Source organism: Halanaerocella petrolearia (assembly GCF_054657875.1).
This window is the reverse complement of sequence record NZ_BAAHXW010000002.1, coordinates 685,853-704,612: the sequence shown is the minus strand read 5'-3', so window position 1 is coordinate 704,612 and position 18,760 is coordinate 685,853. Positions and strand designations below refer to the sequence as shown.

The window sequence follows — 18,760 nt, the reverse complement described above, 5'->3', positions numbered from 1 at the left end:
AACGTTTCCATTCTCTTACAATAATAAAGAATAGTATGTACTTTCTGTTACGTGATTCTACCTAACCATCTAATTTCCTGCAAGAAAAGAATATTTTTTTGAAAAATATAAACTCCAAAAAATAAAAATAGAGCAATATGTGAAAACACATTGCTCACCTAAGTTACTAGATTACTTTATGAAATTCTTCAACTTGCTCTAATTTATTTAACTTTGCATTAAACTCTTCTCTTGCCCTATCAAATCTCTTCTGCTTTAATAGAGAAATCTTCTTATTACCATAATACTTCCATTCTCCTCTATGAGTAACCTCTAAATCTACATATCCCATAAATCCTAATACATCTTTAAGAGGATAACCAAAAAAGATACCAATCTCATGAGGAAATTCAGCTCCCTGTAATCTATTCTTTAATTTTTCTAAATATTTATCTAGACTATATTCTTGAGGATAACCTATATTCTTAAGAAAATTAAGTACACGTTGATCTTTAAGTTGTTCTTCTAAAGCTTGAGAATGATAGAAAAGGACTTTCCGTCGTCCATTCACTATATCTATTTCTATAAGTTCTAACTGATTATAGCCTAGAAGAGTTCCTTTACACTTTTGCCAACAACTCTTTTCTTGTTTTATACTTCTTAATTCAGCTGGCTTAACTCCCATAATAGTAGCACCTATTCTTCTTAACAAACATTCACAATTTTTCCTAAAGCAATTTATATCACTTCTACATTTTTTGGTCCCTTTCATCTTCTCTCCCCCTTATCCATCTAACTAATTGAAATTGGTTTTCAATATCTATATTTAGTATAACATTAATAACTTCTACTGTCAAAAACTAATTAAAACAAAAAAACACCTCTCCTAATTGGAAAGATGTTTTAAGTGACTATTGATTAGTTATTTTATAATTTCTACTTTTACTGATTAGATAATCTTGCATCAAAGTTACATCTTTAAATATATAACTCACTAATTTATTAACTAAATCCTCTTTTATTTTATCATTTAAATCTAAATAACTACACAATACTTTAACTACTTCTTCAATTTGTCTTCTCTTACTCTCATTCGAATAATTATTATAAACTTTCAATAGTTTTTCTCTTATTTCTTCTAATAAACTAGCTTGAGTATTTACATCTTTTATTAGCAGAGAAGAGAAACTATTAGAAATATTACGTATAGTACTTGAACTAAAAGCTAAATCATTATTTTTAGTTACAAATATAAAACTAAAATAATGAATAACAACTAACATTAAAGCACGATCATCCACTTCTATTTTAGCTCCTATCTCCTTAAATCTTAACTTATCCTCCTCTTCTTTTATCAATTCAAACAGTTCTTTAGCTACATCATAGCTGGATACCTTACTACTCACCCCTAAAATTTTCTTTAAAGTTTTAACTGGCAATATACCCCTCCTCTAACAAAGTACTATGTTATAAACTTATAAATTATAATAAAAAAACCTAAATTTTCTAGAGAATACTAGAAAATTTAGGTCGGATTCACCATTGACTCCATATAATCCAGGTGCCCAAATAAAGATTATACTTCTCTGCCTCCTAAATACATTCATTTTCTATTTTTTAGCTAACTTCTCTAAACTTTACTTTTGATTATTACTAACTTTTTCTAAAACATTAATAAAATTTGAAAAATCTTCACTTTGGTACTTGTCATTTAAAGAATCAGAATCATCTTTTAAAATAAGATTAATAATAAATCCTAAAATAAAAAGCAATACAATTGAAGAAAGAGGCATAATTATCACTCCCTATATTTTTTTAAGTACTTTAAAATCTATTATAATTATCCCTCTTATTAAAAAAGCCTATATTCCTTTCGGTAACCTGACAATCTTAGTACAACGATTTAATGTACCGTAGACTCATAGTTTTGCGACCTTATTTTTCAATAAGTGTGCCTTTTTCGAGGGTTACTTTTAATTATTCGTTATTTTTATAATGACCTGTTAGAGTAATACTAGATATATTTTTATTATCCTCCATAAAAAAATATTTTTATTAATTTTTTTAATAATATCCAATTTATAACTGACAATTTTATATTCTAAATACTACTTTTTAAAATTACTAATGATCTTTTAATGTACTTATATAAGTTAGCAACTTGTATTTATTATCACTTTCTAACTATTAAAGTATAAAGCGATTAGTCATACTACCAACCGCTTTATACTCAATAAATAGCTATTATCTTAGTGAGTTGCTACATCATTAGCTCCTTCTTTACGTAAAATATCGGATACTTCATTAATCTTATTCTCATCTGTATCTTCTGCTGCTACCAAGATTTTTCCTTGTTCTACTTCTCCTGCATATCTCTCTCCTGTTTCTTGGTCTAATCCATAATCAACTAAACCACCTGCAACGCCTCCAGTGGCTGCTCCAGTTAGACCAGCAGCTACTGGTCCAGCAGCTAAAACAGGGCCAACTCCTGGAATTGCTAATAAACCAGCCCCAGCTAATATTCCTGCTGCCCCTCCTAAAGCGCCACCAGTAGTAGCACCATCAGCTAAATTTTGATCATTACCTGCCATCTCTTCTCCAGCTTCAATATTATCATTTCCGTCTTGTTTAGCTACTAATGAAATTTTATCTTCAGAAATCCCCTTTTCTTTCATCTTATCAACTGCAGTTTTAGCTTCAGATTCACCATTAAATACTCCTAAGACTGTTGGCATATCTTTATCTCCTCCTACAGTGAATTTGGGCATAGCTACATCCCCCTTAATGATTCACACCTATATATTAACCAAGTTTACAATTTAATATTCTATAATAAAAAATAAGATTCAGCTATACTGACAGTTGGAATAGAATGAAATCAGTCTTCCATATCTTAATTACTTCTAATTCAGCAAACTTATCCTTTAGTTTCATAAAAGCCTCTTCATCATAATAGTTAAATAACCTACCATTTCTATAAACTTCTCGATTGCCATACTTAATTGGCTCTAGGTGTCTAAATAAGAAACTGTTCTATTTTTATCGTATCATATACTTAGCAAGTTTATTTCCTATAGTTGTTTCAAAGTTGGTAAATCAATTCGGATAATTCTACCTTGCTAACCTGCTAAAAAATTTTGTTAGATTAGTCAAGAATTCATAATTTCTCTGTGAATCTACGAACCTATCTTAAACATATAACATATAATATTAAAAATTCCTACGAAAGGAATGATTAATATGAATGATGACTATATAATTAATCCACGTCCCCCGAAACAAATTACTAAGTTAAAGGATTATGGACCATGTCCCTTTGTAGTTAATATTGAAGAAGCCACTAAGCAAAACGATTATTACCGTATTGCTTTGTGGACAGGAGAATATTTACAACTTACATTGATGAGCATCAATCCTGGTGATGACATAGGTTTAGAAATGCATCCTAACCTTGATCAATTCATACGCATTGAGAAAGGGCAAGGAATTATTAGGATGGGAGATAGAGAAAAACAGTTAGATTTTGAAACAAAAGTCTATGATGACTATGCAATATTTATCCCTGCTGGTAAATGGCACAATCTGATCAATACAGGTCGTACCCCACTTAAATTGTACTCTATTTATGCTCCACCTGAGCATCCACGTGGTACAGTTCATGAGACTAAAGAAGATGCTGAAGAGTATAACAGATAATAATGGCACGGGAAACAGGACTTGAATCCGCAACACCTGTATTTGGAGTTGAGACAGTATTTTTTTAGGTGTTGTAGACCATTTTGACTTTCCCATGATATCAAGGTTCATAGGCATTTTAAAGATTTGTCTTATTAGCCTTTATCAGCTAATTATAAGATTTTGGGCACTTCTTCGGCACCTGTTAAAATACTAAATTAAAAAAAGTTTAGTGTTCTGCACATTAAAAAAGCCAGTTATTCAACTGGCTTTTTCGTTATTAAGCGAGAAAATTAATGCTGCGTTTTTTTCTTAATCTTCTTCACTTCTTTTTCAGATAAGCCACTGGCCTTTACTATCTTATCTATCTTAACTCCTACATCTAATAAATTTTTAACCATGTCTCTTTTTCCTTCCTCTTTTAACTTCTCAACAATAGTTATAATCTTTTCACTCCTTTCAGTAGAAATTTCTTTTGCTACTTCTTCTAACTTATCTTTCGTTAAATCATCTTTAGCACTCATAATATATCTAACCACCGTTTCTCCGGTTTCCTGCTCCTATAACTTATCTAAAACTAATAAAGCGTTTTTTAGTCTTTCTATAAAATCATCACTAAATATTGCTTTAGCTATTTCTAAAAATACTCTTGCCTTAGCTGTCCCTTTAATTTTTTCTTCACTATATGGCGATATATCATATAATAAGTATTCAAAATCAGGGATATACTTTTCTAATTCTCCTGGAATTTCTTCTAGTAAACTAGATAAATTCAACCCAATATTCCATTTGTTATTACCATAATAAAATACCATTGGAATAACTAATGATAAATCATCTCTTTCTGTCTGCTTTAGTTTTAACTCCCAAATCTTTATTATATACTTTAGCAATTGGATACTTATCTTTTTATAGGGATAACTCTTATGTTCAAATAGTAAATACAAATAAGCTTCTTTATCATTTAAACTAACTTTATGTGGAGTTGGCCCGTTCTATAATCTAACTGATCATTTCTTCACTTCTATCATCGTGTAAATAATCACCATCTAGTACCATAAAACCTTGGTTTTTAGCTATCTGATAAAGAGGTTTAATAGTATTTCGCAAAGCTGAAACAAAATACTCTTTCTTTATCTCTTTCGATAAGCTAATACTCTGTTTAAGATTTAAGTAATCTTCCATTGCTTTTCTTGAAAAACCATACTCTAATCCAATTTTAAATCCCTTATACTGCACTTCACAAAAGTCATCTAACAACAAATCTAAATCTGGTAACTTATCATTCTTTTTACTATTAATTTTTTTAAAGGTAGGAACTAGGTTCCACAATTCATCATGTAGTACAAAACTCCAAGGAATAAAATGATCTAAACTTATATTAGTTTCGGAATCTATCTCTTTTTCAGTATAGATATCTTCAAAAGAAACAATATCTAATACATTACCCCAATACTTTTTAGCTTTACGTAAATTCCTCTTTTGAGGAGCAGATAACTTAAAAGGAATTGCTGGAACATTAGGGTTTCTTTTTTGCAAAAAATAAATCAATTTATATTTAAGCCAACCTTCTACAATGGTTTGATTTTTATAAATATAATTAAACCAGTTTTGATTAATAATTATTTTTTGATCTTGTATCTGATAAATAGCTTTATTATCTTGATTAGAAAGTTTCTCTATTAATTTATTCTTCTTATAATCTTTAACCCCAACTATTTCAAAGTAAAAAGGAGATAACAATCTATATGGAACAAATTTACACAGTTTATTTACTCTTTCCTTAATTTCTTCATTCTTAGCAATTATATATTGCAAAAAATCAAATAAATCACTTTCTTTTATATCTTTACTTAAATCATAGCTATTATAAATATCAAGAACTAGTTTTCCTAATTTATCTTGCGAACCAAAATTCAATTTATACTCAACAATAGAATACCAACTCTTAGTTACCATTTTTAAAGCTAAATTCTGAAAACCAAACTCTTGTTGACCCTTTTTTATTCCATCTAAGATTGATGTAAACCAATATAACTTATAGCTGTTTGTTATTCTCTTCAAAGTAAGCATGTTTTCAAATGCTTGGATGTTTAAACTTGAAGCCATTGGTAATTTCATTATACTATCACCTCTGCCTTTCAGTCTACTAATTAATTAGTAGGTTATTGCACTATATAAGATTTATATCTCTTTTGCAATTTCCTTTAATGAATCCTTATTATTTGATGAATATTTATAAAAAATATTATCAATATTCTTTTTTCTAGCATACTCTTCTACTCTTTCTCTTGAATCTGAAAAAACTAATTCCTCTTCTACTTTAAACAGTTCATATTCTTTTACCATTTTATAATCTCCTTCTTAATTTCATTTAAACTTCTTTTATTTCAACTCCATTATTATTATAGTAAAGATAAATTTTAATTTGATATCATTATTTTTAACTTGAATAATATAATTTTGTGTTAAACAATAGCTGATATTACCAAACAAATACATTGGAAATATATAATACTAAAAAATAATTTAATCTATTGAAAAAGAAATAATTTTAACTCTATTCTCCAAATCTAACCTCAATATCGTTATTTAACTGCCAAAATGCTAAATCATTTATATGAATAGGGTGTTTCTCTTTTCCAAGGTGTACTATACTATAATGCTTCTCTAATTGTTTAATTTTCGTTATAATATTCTCTTCTTCACCTTTAGATTGAGTGTTAAAAATAAACTTCACGTCATTCTTCTTAATATCTGAAACATTATGAACTACCCAACTCCAGATATAATTAGAATAATCATTATTAGATGTAGAAAAATGATCTAAAAATTGTGTAGATAGAATCGTTCCTACACCATACTCTCTTCCCTCTTTTAAAATCTTTTTAAGAGAAGTAAAATCATTCTTCAAGAAATTATCTGCTTCATCAACTAAAATCATCTTTGTAATTTCTCTAAAATCACCTTGAATAGTACTATGCCCTTTCATTTGCATCTGATTATAGAACGTATCTAATGTGATCGCAACAACTAAATTCTGAATACTTTCATCATATCCCGATAAATCAATAACTGTAACACCATCAATAAGCTCATACAATGGTTTTGTCTTTTCAGCATTTGGCTGAAAAATATGAAATCTAGTTAATTTAGTTAAAGCTCTGTGCAATTTATCAACTTTAACATCATCTCTATTTACATAAATATCATATACATCATGTAATGTTGGTGGTTTCTTATCCCATGTCTCTTTATCATTAGGGCTTATCCCTTTATTTTCATACGCTTCTATAATTGACTCTTCTAAAATTTGTTCTTGTACATTACCTAAGTTAAATGCTTGTGAAATGCTTTCTGTTAGATTACTAGCAGTATGAAGTGGTAATAATGCCTTAGAGATTTTAGGTTCATATAAAGCCAACGGATTGTATGGTAAATTATACAATTTATAAACTGTAGCATCTGTAGCCTTTTTAAAATCACCTTTCACGTAATCGCCTTTATAATCAAAAATCAATATTCCAATCTCAGTACCATTCAAATTATATTTGGAGTTTTTATACAACTGAGTAACCATTGACTTTGTAAATTGAGTTTTCCCAGTTCCCATAGTACCAATAATTCCAGTATTAGTATGCATAACTTTATCTGTAGAAGTAGGATACCACTTTATTGGATTGTTATATTCATCATATCCAAATATAACTTCCATAGGCTTATCATTTGAAGTGCAATTTTCTACTTTTGGTTTATTTTTAGCTTGATTTTCTTTACTGTAACTTTCTTCTGACTCTTCTATATCTTCAATTTTTTCACCTTCTTGTTCTTGTGTAGCTTTAATTGAAGAATTTTTATAGATATTACGTAAAAGATCACTTTTATTAAAGTCACTTTGTAAAGGTAAAAAATTATTTTTTAAATCTTCTATAGAACTCACAATATTTTTATAACCATCTTCTTCTGTAAATTCTAAAATTAAAACTTCATCTTCTATCTTTGTATTTCTAAAATGAGTTTCTTTTTTAAATGAAATTACCGCCTGTTTCTGAATTAATGAATCTAAATCATTACTAATCACATAATTATCATTTAATATTTTTTCTCTAACATCGTTATCAATAATTAAATCCCAATTTTGTTCTTCCCATATTCCATAAAGTTTCATTTTTTCAGCACTAATCAATGCTAACTGCATCATGAAATTTCTATAAAATTTATTAATAAATTTATTCCCTTGCAAGTTTATATTTAATAAATCTTTGGTCTGTTTAGCTTGCTTCTTAGCTTTCCTTACAACATTACTCCTATTAAGACCAATTTTAACCTCAATAGGATAATAATGAACTTTAATCTGATTATCATTAATTTCAAATCCAATTAACAATAAATCATCACTATAGCTACCTTTTTTAGACTTTTGAAAAAGTCCTTCATTAGTCTTTAAACCTGTTGCTCCTGATACTCTCAAAATTTCCTCTAAAGAGACCGGTACCCAAATTATATCTGGATGATAAAAATATGCTAATGAAATTTTTACTGCTGATAATATACTCAGTTTTTCTCTAGGAAAATGACTCTTTTTAGATATCAACCTCAAGAGCCAATCTCCATTGATAGCATTAAAACAATTAATAATATCAGGAGAATGTTCTTGAACATTTTCAATATCTTTTTCTTCTAAAAACTCTTCTATTATATTTTGATATTGTTTTGATCTTCTTGTCACAGTAATAGCATCATATCCACTGGATGAAGTATACTGATCACTATAATGTATAATTAATAAATCTTTAAATTTAGCATCATTTTTGAAAAAACTTAAATCAACCTTAGGTTCTATAAAAGAAACCCAATGAGAACTATCATAAATTTTATCTAAATCTTGTTTCTTTTCTTCTGAAATTACCGTAATAATACTTTCTTCTTCATTATAAGGATTCATATTGTTAGCAGTTCTAGCTAAAGCATTTAATTTAATAGCTGTTTCTAGCAAGATATTCTTTTCTTCTCCTATATATTTAGTACCAAATCCAGTACAATAAGAGTTTTGAACATGAACTGAAGGTATTCCTGAAACTAAACCATCTAAGGAAGCACCCGTTTTTATATCGTCCATCTTTCGATATGTGTCTTTTACATTATCTTTCATTTGGTAAAAAGTTATATGAGAATATTCGAATTCTTCGTCAAATAAATCTTTTGTATACACACTTACTTTATTTCTAAATAAGTTTAATAAATCTACTTCATCATAATTTTTAGAAGCTAAATTGATTTCAAACTTTTCTTTAATATTTTCAATATCAGTATATAAAGATAGTTCCTCAAAAACGTTAGTCCCACTATCATTACCGTATATATATATATCCATAGGTATGATTTCTTCCATTTTAACTTCCTTGAGTTTTTTGCTATAATATTCAAAAATCCCCTGTAATATTTCTTTACAATCCCCCATATTAATCAAATTTATCTTTATCGGAGATTCAGATTTTATAGTGAACAGATAAGAAAAATGATTGATAAATTCAGATATTTTGTCACTAACTAATTTTGATACAAATTCTTTTGAACCATTATATCTAGTTAGATTATCATTCACATAATAATTCCACTCTGGAGAATGATGCTGCTCAATAGCTTTATATAATTTTTGACAATCATTTTGAATATAAGGGAGTAAATTAATAGGTTTTAATCTTTTTAATATGTTTTTATTAACTTCTTGCTTGCCTAAAATATTATTAGCTAAAATTTGATAAGATACATTCAATGGATGTAGCGGGGTAAAAATAATTTCTTTTGCCCCCTCTTTTTCCTCTATGGAACCTAATTTTATAAGATTCTTCTGAGAATGATCTAATGGTTCTCCTTCTGGTATCTCACTTATCACCTCAAGATATGATTTAACATATTTCTTAGATAAATCTAATAACTCTTCATCATAATAAGCTAAGCTCGGTAAAAGCTGATTAATATGATAGTAGTCTATCAATTTATTGTAAGTTTTTTCAACCCTAATATCAATCTCTAATTCTTGTTCTTCCAATTCTTCAAATGACTTTTTATAAAACAAAGCCCCTTTTTCAATCATCTGCTTTTCCAATTCTAAATTAGATCTAAATTCATCTCTAGCAAAATACTGTTGATTACCTTGAATCAGCTTTTTATTCTCGAAATCATACTCAAAATCTTTTTGTTTCTCTCTTTTTAACTTCCATACTTTATTTCCAGTTAAAGGTTTTGGTCTTTCCACTTCTTGTTCTAAAACTAATGAAATAAATGTATCAATATATTTCAAATCCACCTGAATCTCTTCTATTTCTGATAAAACATCAGTATCTTTTTCTAATATAAGTTTTTCTTCCGAATTAGATATTTTTATATCACATTTTTCTTGATCAATTATTATCTTTTTCTCTGTACTTCCATTTGAATTTATAACCAAATTTTCCTCTTCACTTTTAACTTCAATATAACTTTTTCTAGGGCTAGCAGGCAAAGAGTAGGTTGTCTTTATTGATTCTAAAAGATCTGTTTTGGCTTCAACAATAGCAATTCTAAAAGCATAATTCTTCCTTCCTTTATAATTATAAAGTACCTTTTTAAAAGTAGTTTGATTCTTTTCAGGAATAATAGTAACTTTTAATTTCTTTCCAGAAGGCGTAGCTATAATATTACTTTTAGGAGTATAACTAATACAACTTTTCTTAAGATAGTCATCAAATTGAAAGAACAAATTAATTTCTTCTTCCTTATCTGGATTAAATACAATAATATTTCTAGTTCTAGCTTGTGCTTTTGTGTTTCCTTTAGGCTTTTCCCAATAAACACAACCTTCTAATGTTTCTTTTTTAGTATTCTCTATATACTTCAAGGGTGTAATACTCTTTTTATTTTCAATTGAATTCTTTACTTTTTTATAGTTAACTTTAGTCCAATCTTTCTGTCTTAGTAAATTAACCCCTTCATCATCAAAAGTTTTTTCTAATTCTTGATCTGGATTTCCATATTGATGAATATTAGATACTTGATAAAACAAATTATAATTTTCTTCTAAGCGTTCTAAAGCTTCTTTTTCTGAAAATGTATCTAAACCATTATCATAAAAGAGCCCAAAACTTTTATATTTATCTTTCGAAATATTGCCTTGATTAAGAACTTCCAATATTTCTTTGTAAGCAAATAAAGAAGTTTCATCTTCTAAATTATTCTTTTCAATTTTAGATAGTATAAAATTAACTACAATTCGATCTGCTTTATTTAGATTTTTAGCCTCAATCTCTTCTTCAATTACACTTTCGATACTTTTCCAATGAAATGGCATTCCTTCTTTGTAAAAATCGCCAGATCCTTTTATTATACTATCTAAATTAGTATTATGGATAAATAAGATAGCTGTATCTTTAAATTTACCGTCTGTTCCTACTTGGTTTCTCAAAAAAGTTAAGAAGTCAATAGTAACATCAGCTATAGTTGCAGATACAATCACTTTTATACCCTTTACTAAAATATAGTATGTTTGATAAGATGAATCATTTCCTTCATATATAAATTCTTCTATATTAGCTTCTTCACCTAATGCTTCATATAATCTTTTTACTTGTTCTTTTTTTTCAAATTGAATATCAAAACGTTCTCCATTTTTGACTTCTATTCCTTCAAAAAAATTTACAATCTGATTTGATAAAAATTTATAAAATTGCTCTGACATATTGTGCATCACCACTATCACTTTTTTTCTCAAGAATGTTTAATTTCTCAAACACCTCGATGATTTCTTGTTTAGAATATTTATCAAAGAATAGACCTCTTCTTTTAAACTCTTCAAATAATTTTTTGAGACGAATTTTAGGTTCATTTTTTATACATAATTTAGTAATGAAAATTAAATACTCTTGACTTAATTTTAATCTATACCCTAATCTTCCTCTTGGCTGTAAAAATTCTTTTTTACAAAAATCTTTAAACCAATTGCTATATTTTTTGTAAGGCCCCTGTCTATTACCAGGAGGATTATTAAATTGAAAATCAATTGTCTTAAAAAGTTCACATATTTTATTTTTAACAGGATTGTCATATCTCTGACCTAATGTAGAGTATTTCTCCCAATCTATATCCTCTGTACAGTATTTATATAATAAAATTAACTCATCTAACTGCTCTACAAAAGCATCGATCTCTGCTTTGTTCATATCTTCTACAACATCAATTATAATTTGATTATAACCATAAGGTTTTTCTATTCCTTTAAGGTGATTCAAAAACTCTAAACAAATAGCATGTGAAAATAAACAATTAACAGGTTCTTCTAAAAATCTCCATCCTTGCTTATAACTTGTTCTTGACTTAGAAGCCTTTTCCCAATCTAAATTGAAATACAACGGAATAGGCTTTTCTGATTCAGAACTAAACATTCTATTTAAATGTAAAGCCAATTGAGAAACATAATAAAAATAATAATAGTTTAAAAAATAGCCAAAATGTTCTACAAAAAATTCTGAATCATTAATCATAAATTTAAAGTCTTCATTAAAAACTTTGGCTACAAAAGAGAAATAACTTTTATAACTCTTTCTCAGCTTTATTCCATCTTTAAGTGATGGCATTGCTTCCAAAATTAAATGCTCTAAAATATTATTTGGTTTTGAATTGCATGTCTTTAAAAACAAGTCCTTATTTTCATCATTTAATAAAACTGAATATAAAAATTCAGCTATCTTCTTTTGCTTAGAATCTTTTAATGAAATATAATTAAAGATTTTAGGATGAAACACTTTCAACTCTTCTTGTTCATTAAAAAAGACCTTATTTATAATATCCTTTAAAGAAGTTTTATTTTTAGTATTTACCTTTTCTATTGCTTTTTCAATTATTTCATTCTTATCGACTTTATCAGAAAAGTCATTTTTAGATAATAACCGTGAAAAGTGTCCCAAAACCCCAGTGAAATCAAGTGCTTTTTCACTTGGATTTGATGTTATATAAGGAAGAATTCTAATATTATTACAATGATTGTGTCTTAACTTGTAGTCTTTTTGACTATCTATATCAACATTAAATGTATCTTTTATCTCTTCTATATCCAAGATCATCTATATCACATCTCCAGAAACTCATATTCTTCAAATTCATCATCAAACACTAATTTATACCTTGTCTTTGCTTCTGATTGTAATTCTTCAAAGTACATTTCTTCTGATAAACCATTAACCTCTATTAACTTATTAATAAACTGTGTAAAACTAATAAAGTTATTTTTATCCCTTTTATTAGGTCTATAACCTTCTTTTATTTTCATTAATAACTCATATAAAGAGAAATCTATAGAGATTAAACTATTGTTCTCTTGATTCTTTCTTTCTATCTTATATTGCAAGTTGATTGTCGGTATAAATCTATCTAGATTATCTTCTACTTTCTTTTTCAAATTTGAAGTATCTGCTTTAATATTAAATTCTTGACTAACCTTATAATCAGTCTGATTTTTTCCTAGATTAATATTTATATAGCCATCTTTATTTCTACCATTCCAATTATATATAGCATATTCTACATCCTCATATAAAAGTTTTAATTTCTTCTTATCACCTTTATTCCAATAATATAAATCTTTCATGAATTTAACATAGGTATTATCCTCTAGCTTCAAAGAATCATTTAGAGGAATAAATTTATAAAAACGAATAAGTACTTTGAGTAATATCTGTTTAAAAGATTTCAACTTTTCATTGGTCTTACAATATTTCTCTAACAGTTGCTCATTAATAAATAAATTTTCTTCTAGCGTCTTGTTATCCAAGTTAATATATTCCTTAAATACTTTCTTAATATTACTAGTATTATTAAATCTAATAATTTCTTGATCTAACTGCTCTGTTCTTAAAGCAGTTGGGTCCAATCTAGATATATGCTCAAAGATATCAGATAAATCATGATGCTCAAATAAGGACATAGGAATCAAAGAACAAATATATTTTTTCATCCTTTCAAAGCTCATCTTTTTATCCAACTCTTGTTTTAAATTAGTAACATCATAGTCACAAACAATTATATCATAAATGAAATTTAATAAATCTCTAGTAGAAATAATTAATTTAAATTTAACTATAATCTCGATTAAAAAATTAATAATAGTGTTTTGAACACTATCTTTTTGTAATAGCTCATAATTAAATCTAACAGCACATGTTTCTTTATAATTACAATTAGTACAATTGGATTTATAACTTCTATAAAAAGGATTATTACTATCAGATTCAACGACCTTATTGATTAAATTCAATATATATTTAGATTTCGGTTTTTCTTCAGTTAAAGTAAACATGTGATAATCACTAAAATTAATAAATTGAAAGTGACTATCTTCTACAAAAGAATTCTTTATTACCTTAGTCTCTAAAATTTGATTATTTAGAACATATTCTCTTAATATACTAAATTCACTTTTATATTTTGATTCTATAAAATTGTTTAGAGTACCTAAATTAATTGCAAGAATCCACTTTTGATTTGAATTATTTTTTAAATTTTCATCTGAAAAAGACTGTAATACCTCTCTTAATGTATCTATAGAAGTTTTCTTTGGTGAAAAACTCTCAGTAGCATCATTATGTATATTAAAATCATCAATAATATTTGGATAATGCTCTTTTAAATATGAAATAATATGTGATTTACCATCTCCTACACTACCACATACCATAATTAGTTGAGACTTATCAACTTTCTGTGAATTTCTAATTAAGCTTAATAGTTCATCTTGCAAACCTCTTTTAACATGCATGTATTCTTTGAATTTGCTAAAAGATTTTAAATTTTCTACCGCTTCTTTAGAAGACTCTTTCAATTTCCTTAATTCTTCAATAAAACAATTTTGAATTCTAGTCAATTAAAACACCTTCTTAAATTATTATATAATAATCTTCAACCTGATTATTTATAACAATAATGAATTATTGTTAATTTAGATATTAAAATAGTCTGTTTAACATTAATGAATTGCGAAAATTTAGTTTAATAACTTTATCTTATACTAAATTGACCATTGTGAATTTCCTATCTTATTTTATAAATGTTTTGAATTAAAATTTGTTTTTTCATTTATTATTCGTATTAATTGATTAATTCAATAATAATTTTATAAATCCTTCTATAATTCCAAATAATATGTATTATATCTATATTATATATATAAAAATCTAAAATTTAACAAATAATATATTGTTAAAAAAACAAATTTGACAATGAAATTTTAGTGTTATATCATTATTCTGTTAAGGACTGTTAAACGTAAAATGCCTTAAAATTTCTAAAATAAATAGTAAATGCAACTTTAGGGAGGCATTTAAATGGAAAATTATTTTGCTGAACATAATATAGAAGATATCTATAATCATATTCAAAATGTATATTTATCAGATGATAGACCTTGGATTTTAGGATATAGTGGTGGGAAAGATTCAAGCACAGTTGCTCAACTAGTATTTAATGCCCTTCACGACCTTAAAAACCAGGGAACGAAATTACACAAACCAGTTTATATAATCTCAGCTGATACCTTAGTAGAAACTCCAATGATAATTGATTTTATTACTAATACATTAAATCAAATTGAAGAAAAAGCTAAAGAACTTAATTTACCAATAAAGGCTCAAAAGGTTTATCCAAAACCTGAAGAAACCTTCTGGTCTTTATTAATCGGGAAAGGTTATCCTAACCCTAGACAAAAATTCAGATGGTGTACTGATAGATTAAAAATTAAACCAACAACTAATTTTATTAAAAACAAACTTTCAGAATATAATGAAGTTATTGTTTTATTAGGAGTTAGAAAAGGAGAAAGTGCTAGTAGAGATCAAGTCTTAAAAAATAGTAAATTAGAAGGCAAAGTATTAAGACGTCATCAATCTTTAAATAATGCATACATATTTGCACCAATTGAAAAGTTTACAGTAAAAGATGTTTGGGCATATCTTTTACAACATAATAATGGTATTTCACCTTGGGAGACAGATAATAATAAATTATATAATTTATATAGAAATTCTGATACTGAATGTCCAATGGTTATTAATAAAAATACTAAAGCATGTGGTAATAGTAGATTTGGATGCTGGGTTTGTACAGTAGTAACAGAAGATAAATCTCTGAAAGGATTTATCAAATCGGGAGAAAAATGGCTTAAACCATTATTAAAATTTAGAAATTGGCTCTATAATATAAGGGATGACAGGGACAAAAGAGAAAAAAAGAGACGCAATGGAGTAGTCTATAAAGTAAAACGAGATAATAAAGAAGTTAAAGGGCTTGGAGCTTACACACTAGAAGCTAGGAAAGAAATTTTAGAAAAACTATTAAAAATACAAAAAAGAGTAGATTATAAACTTATTCAAGGCGACGAATTAAAAGTTATACGTAAAGAATGGCTTAATTCAGGAGATCTAGAAGATTCATTACCTGAAATATATGAAAAAATATATAACGAACCTCTTCCCTGGGAGTTAGATAGAAATTATTTATTTGATAAAAAAGAAAGCAATCTATTATCTGAGCTTTGCCAAGAAGAAGGCGTTGATCCAGAATTACTAAAAAAACTTTTAACTCTTGAAGCAACTCATTTAGGTTATGATTATAGGCATAACATTTATAAAGAAATGAAAAAACTACTTAGTCAAGATTGGATTCATTACGATGATATAGAGAATATAGAAGGTGATATAAGTGAAAGTGAATAATATTAAACTTAAAAATTTCGGGATTTTTTATGATGAAAATAAATTAAATTTTAGTCTTGATGATGAAAATAAAAATATTATTTTAATTGGTGGACAAAATGGAGCTGGAAAAACAACATTATTAGAAGCCATTAGATTAGCATTATATGGTTCAGTTGCTTTAGGATATAAAACTAATACAACAAAGTATTTTGATTATATTAAAAAGAAAATAAATTATTCTGCTCTTGAAGATGACGAACAATCGGAAATGTCTATTATCCTTAATTTAAGTCTTAATAAAAAAGGAAATATTAAAAGGTATATAATTAAAAGAAAATGGAACTTTGAAGAAAAACTCAGTGAAAATTTAATTGTTACAGATCACAATACCAATATTTTGAATGATAAAGAAACTTTAGAATTTGAAAATTATATTAGAACTCTTTTCCCCCCTGCTCTATTCGACTTTTTCTTATTTGATGGAGAAAATATGGGGGATCTACTTTATAATAAAAAATTTAATGATATTTTAAAAAAAGCAATTATCACTGTTTTTAATCTTAATTTAACCAATACATTAAAAGAAGATATTAATAATCTTTTAAGTACTCAATTAGAAACTAAATCACTATCTAAGCCAGAAGAAGAATTTACTAAAAAGAAACAGGAATATAATCAACTGAAATCAAAAATAAAGAAGCAAGAAGAAGAATTAAAAAATACAAAACAAAAAATTAAAAACCTTAATTTAAAGCAAGAAGAATTAAATGAAAGATTCAATACTTTAGGAGGAATCCATGCCGATAAAAGAGAAGAAATAAAAGAAAAAATTAAAGAACTCGAAGTAAAGAAAGAAAAATATAGATCCTTTTTAAATGATTACTACGAAACATTTTTTCCTTTTATAATTAATAAAGACTTATTAAAAGAAATAAAGAACCAATTACATAAGGAAACAGATTATAAGAAATATATGGATATTAAAGAAAACTTGAATAATGAATTTTTCTCAAATCTTGATGAAGAACTGAAACAAATAGATAATATTGGAAAAGATAAATCAGAAATATTAACCTCTAAAGTAGTTAATGTTATTGATAAATCTTTTAAACCAGACTTTAATATTAATCAATTTAATCAAATACATAAATTATCATCAAATAACAAGAATGATCTGTTGAATACCATTCAGAAAATCGAAGATTTCAATACACCAGAAGTTATAGAAAAAGCCAATAAAATAGAAAATATAAATGAGAAATTAAAAAAGTTGAATAACAAACTCCAAAAAAATAAAGAAAACTCAGATTTACAAGGTTTATTAGATCAAATTCAACAATGCCACCTCGAAGTTAGTAAATTAAAAGAAACAAAAGAAGAATTAAATGAAAAAATTGAAACTAATAAAACAGAGTTAAAACAATTAGAAGAAGAAAAAAATGAAAAATATAAAAAATTAAAAGAAGCCAAAAAAAGTAGTAATATACCACTACTTTGCGATAAAATAGAAAATATTATATCAAAATATAATAGAACTCAAATTAATAATAAGCTAAAAATAGTTAAAGAAAAGTTTTTAAAAAATATTAATAAGTTAATTAGTCATGAAAATTATATTAAGGACATAGAAATTGATTCTGAAACTTTTGAAATAAAACTTTATAGTAACACTAATGATTTATTAAATGATCTATCAGCTGGTGAACAAGAATTAGTGATCTTAGCACTTTTATGGTCATTAGCTAACTCATCTAAGAGGCAATTTCCATTAATTTTAGATACTCTTCTAGGAAGGATCGACGAAGATCATAGGGAAAATATAATTAAAAATTTATTACCTAAAACAAATAGTCAAGTAATCATTCTAGCTACAGATTCTGAAATAAATAATAAGCTTTATCATAAATTAATTCCCTATATTGAAAGAAGTTACTTAATAGATAAAACGGATAAATTAAATCATAAGTCTACTATAAAACAAAATTACTTTTTCGGGGATGATAAAAATGAAATTCAGACTAAAAACTTCAAAACAGACGAAAGAAATTTTAAAGAAACTTCAGTCTAAGTCAAATCTTAGGCCTAATATTCTTGCAAGAATAGCTATAAATTTATCTTTAACTAATGAAACTCCTGTATCAGAAAAGGATTACGATAATGATGGACTTGAATTTCCTAGAAATGTTCTATTAGGAGAGTATGATTCCTTATTTAGAGCCCTTCTTACTCAAAAAATAGAAAGTCATCTAGAAGAGGAAAAATACTTTCCGCATTATATTAAATTACATTTAGAAAGAGGATCTAAAATGTTGGAAAGAGAATATGAATACTCAGGTAATTTCAAAACTTTTGTTACTAATCTGACAAAAAACAAACTGGAGTGA

Annotated in this window: 14 protein-coding genes, 1 pseudogene and 2 riboswitches; of the genes and pseudogenes, 4 read left to right on the top strand and 11 right to left on the bottom strand. The window is 26.7% G+C overall.

The genetic code is table 11. The features are described from left to right. Nucleotides 1-166 precede the first annotated feature (166 nt). The 4 genes from ACYQ39_RS10720 to ACYQ39_RS10705 all read right to left on the bottom strand — a co-directional run bounded on the left by ACYQ39_RS10720 (nucleotide 167) and on the right by ACYQ39_RS10705 (nucleotide 2,747). Nucleotides 167-751, bottom strand: a complete 585-nt coding sequence (locus ACYQ39_RS10720; protein ID WP_459842902.1) for a DUF3793 family protein — start codon at nucleotides 749-751, stop codon at nucleotides 167-169. A 139-nt stretch (nucleotides 752-890) separates the two neighbouring features. Beyond that, a complete protein-coding gene (locus ACYQ39_RS10715) occupies nucleotides 891-1,418 on the bottom strand; it encodes a hypothetical protein (RefSeq protein WP_459842900.1) in 528 nt (175 codons plus the stop codon). Between the two features lie 80 nt (nucleotides 1,419-1,498). Then, nucleotides 1,499-1,582: riboswitch (cyclic di-GMP riboswitch) on the bottom strand. A gap of 34 nt (nucleotides 1,583-1,616) precedes the next feature. After that, a complete protein-coding gene (locus ACYQ39_RS10710; protein WP_459842898.1) occupies nucleotides 1,617-1,772 on the bottom strand; it encodes a hypothetical protein in 156 nt (51 codons plus the stop codon). Nucleotides 1,773-1,851: 79 nt separating this feature from the next. Beyond that, nucleotides 1,852-1,945, bottom strand: a riboswitch (cyclic di-GMP riboswitch). Nucleotides 1,946-2,228: 283 nt separating this feature from the next. Then, nucleotides 2,229-2,747: a hypothetical protein gene (locus ACYQ39_RS10705; RefSeq protein WP_459842896.1), complete on the bottom strand. Its 519-nt coding sequence runs from the start codon at nucleotides 2,745-2,747 to the stop codon at nucleotides 2,229-2,231. Between the two features lie 472 nt (nucleotides 2,748-3,219). Between ACYQ39_RS10705 and ACYQ39_RS10700 the strand changes: the two genes are divergently transcribed. After that, the gene (locus ACYQ39_RS10700) at nucleotides 3,220-3,675 is read left to right on the top strand and encodes a cupin domain-containing protein (RefSeq protein WP_459842894.1); all 456 of its coding nucleotides are present in this window, start codon (nucleotides 3,220-3,222) and stop codon (nucleotides 3,673-3,675) included. Between the two features lie 272 nt (nucleotides 3,676-3,947). Here ACYQ39_RS10700 and ACYQ39_RS10695 read toward each other — a convergent pair whose 3' ends face one another. The 7 genes and pseudogenes from ACYQ39_RS10695 to dptF form a co-directional block, all read right to left on the bottom strand. Continuing rightward, complete coding sequence (locus ACYQ39_RS10695; RefSeq protein WP_459842892.1) at nucleotides 3,948-4,178, bottom strand: hypothetical protein; 231 nt, start codon at nucleotides 4,176-4,178, stop codon at nucleotides 3,948-3,950. Between the two features lie 36 nt (nucleotides 4,179-4,214). Continuing rightward, nucleotides 4,215-4,619, bottom strand: a pseudogene (locus ACYQ39_RS10690) (Rpn family recombination-promoting nuclease/putative transposase); the annotation flags it as partial. A 37-nt stretch (nucleotides 4,620-4,656) separates the two neighbouring features. Continuing rightward, nucleotides 4,657-5,775, bottom strand: coding sequence for an HNH endonuclease domain-containing protein (locus ACYQ39_RS10685; protein WP_459842890.1), 1,119 nt, complete (start codon nucleotides 5,773-5,775; stop codon nucleotides 4,657-4,659). Nucleotides 5,776-5,838: 63 nt separating this feature from the next. Next, nucleotides 5,839-6,003, bottom strand: coding sequence for a hypothetical protein (locus ACYQ39_RS10680; protein ID WP_459842888.1), 165 nt, complete (start codon nucleotides 6,001-6,003; stop codon nucleotides 5,839-5,841). A 211-nt stretch (nucleotides 6,004-6,214) separates the two neighbouring features. Beyond that, nucleotides 6,215-11,371 carry a DNA phosphorothioation-dependent restriction protein DptH gene (gene dptH / locus ACYQ39_RS10675; RefSeq protein ID WP_459842886.1) on the bottom strand — a complete coding sequence of 1,719 codons (5,157 nt, stop codon included), beginning with the start codon at nucleotides 11,369-11,371 and terminating at the stop codon, nucleotides 6,215-6,217. Further along, nucleotides 11,352-12,752 (bottom strand): DNA phosphorothioation-dependent restriction protein DptG, encoded by a 1,401-nt coding sequence (gene dptG, locus ACYQ39_RS10670; RefSeq protein ID WP_459842884.1) that lies wholly within the window; start codon nucleotides 12,750-12,752, stop codon nucleotides 11,352-11,354. Before dptG ends, dptH begins: the two co-directional genes overlap by 20 nt. Nucleotides 12,753-12,757: 5 nt before the next feature. Beyond that, nucleotides 12,758-14,548 carry a DNA phosphorothioation-dependent restriction protein DptF gene (gene dptF, locus ACYQ39_RS10665; RefSeq protein WP_459842882.1) on the bottom strand — a complete coding sequence of 597 codons (1,791 nt, stop codon included), beginning with the start codon at nucleotides 14,546-14,548 and terminating at the stop codon, nucleotides 12,758-12,760. A 460-nt stretch (nucleotides 14,549-15,008) separates the two neighbouring features. On the opposite strand from dptF, the gene dndC reads away from it, so the two are divergent. Genes dndC through dndE form a run of 3 tightly spaced genes read left to right on the top strand, consistent with a single transcriptional unit; the run spans nucleotide 15,009 to nucleotide 18,760 of the window. Further along, nucleotides 15,009-16,394 (top strand): DNA phosphorothioation system sulfurtransferase DndC, encoded by a 1,386-nt coding sequence (gene dndC, locus ACYQ39_RS10660; RefSeq protein WP_459842880.1) that lies wholly within the window; start codon nucleotides 15,009-15,011, stop codon nucleotides 16,392-16,394. Continuing rightward, nucleotides 16,381-18,444 carry a DNA sulfur modification protein DndD gene (gene dndD, locus ACYQ39_RS10655; protein ID WP_459842879.1) on the top strand — a complete coding sequence of 688 codons (2,064 nt, stop codon included), beginning with the start codon at nucleotides 16,381-16,383 and terminating at the stop codon, nucleotides 18,442-18,444. Before dndC ends, dndD begins: the two co-directional genes overlap by 14 nt. Further along, entirely contained in the window at nucleotides 18,383-18,760 is a 378-nt protein-coding gene (gene dndE / locus ACYQ39_RS10650; protein WP_459842877.1) for a DNA sulfur modification protein DndE, read from the top strand. Before dndD ends, dndE begins: the two co-directional genes overlap by 62 nt.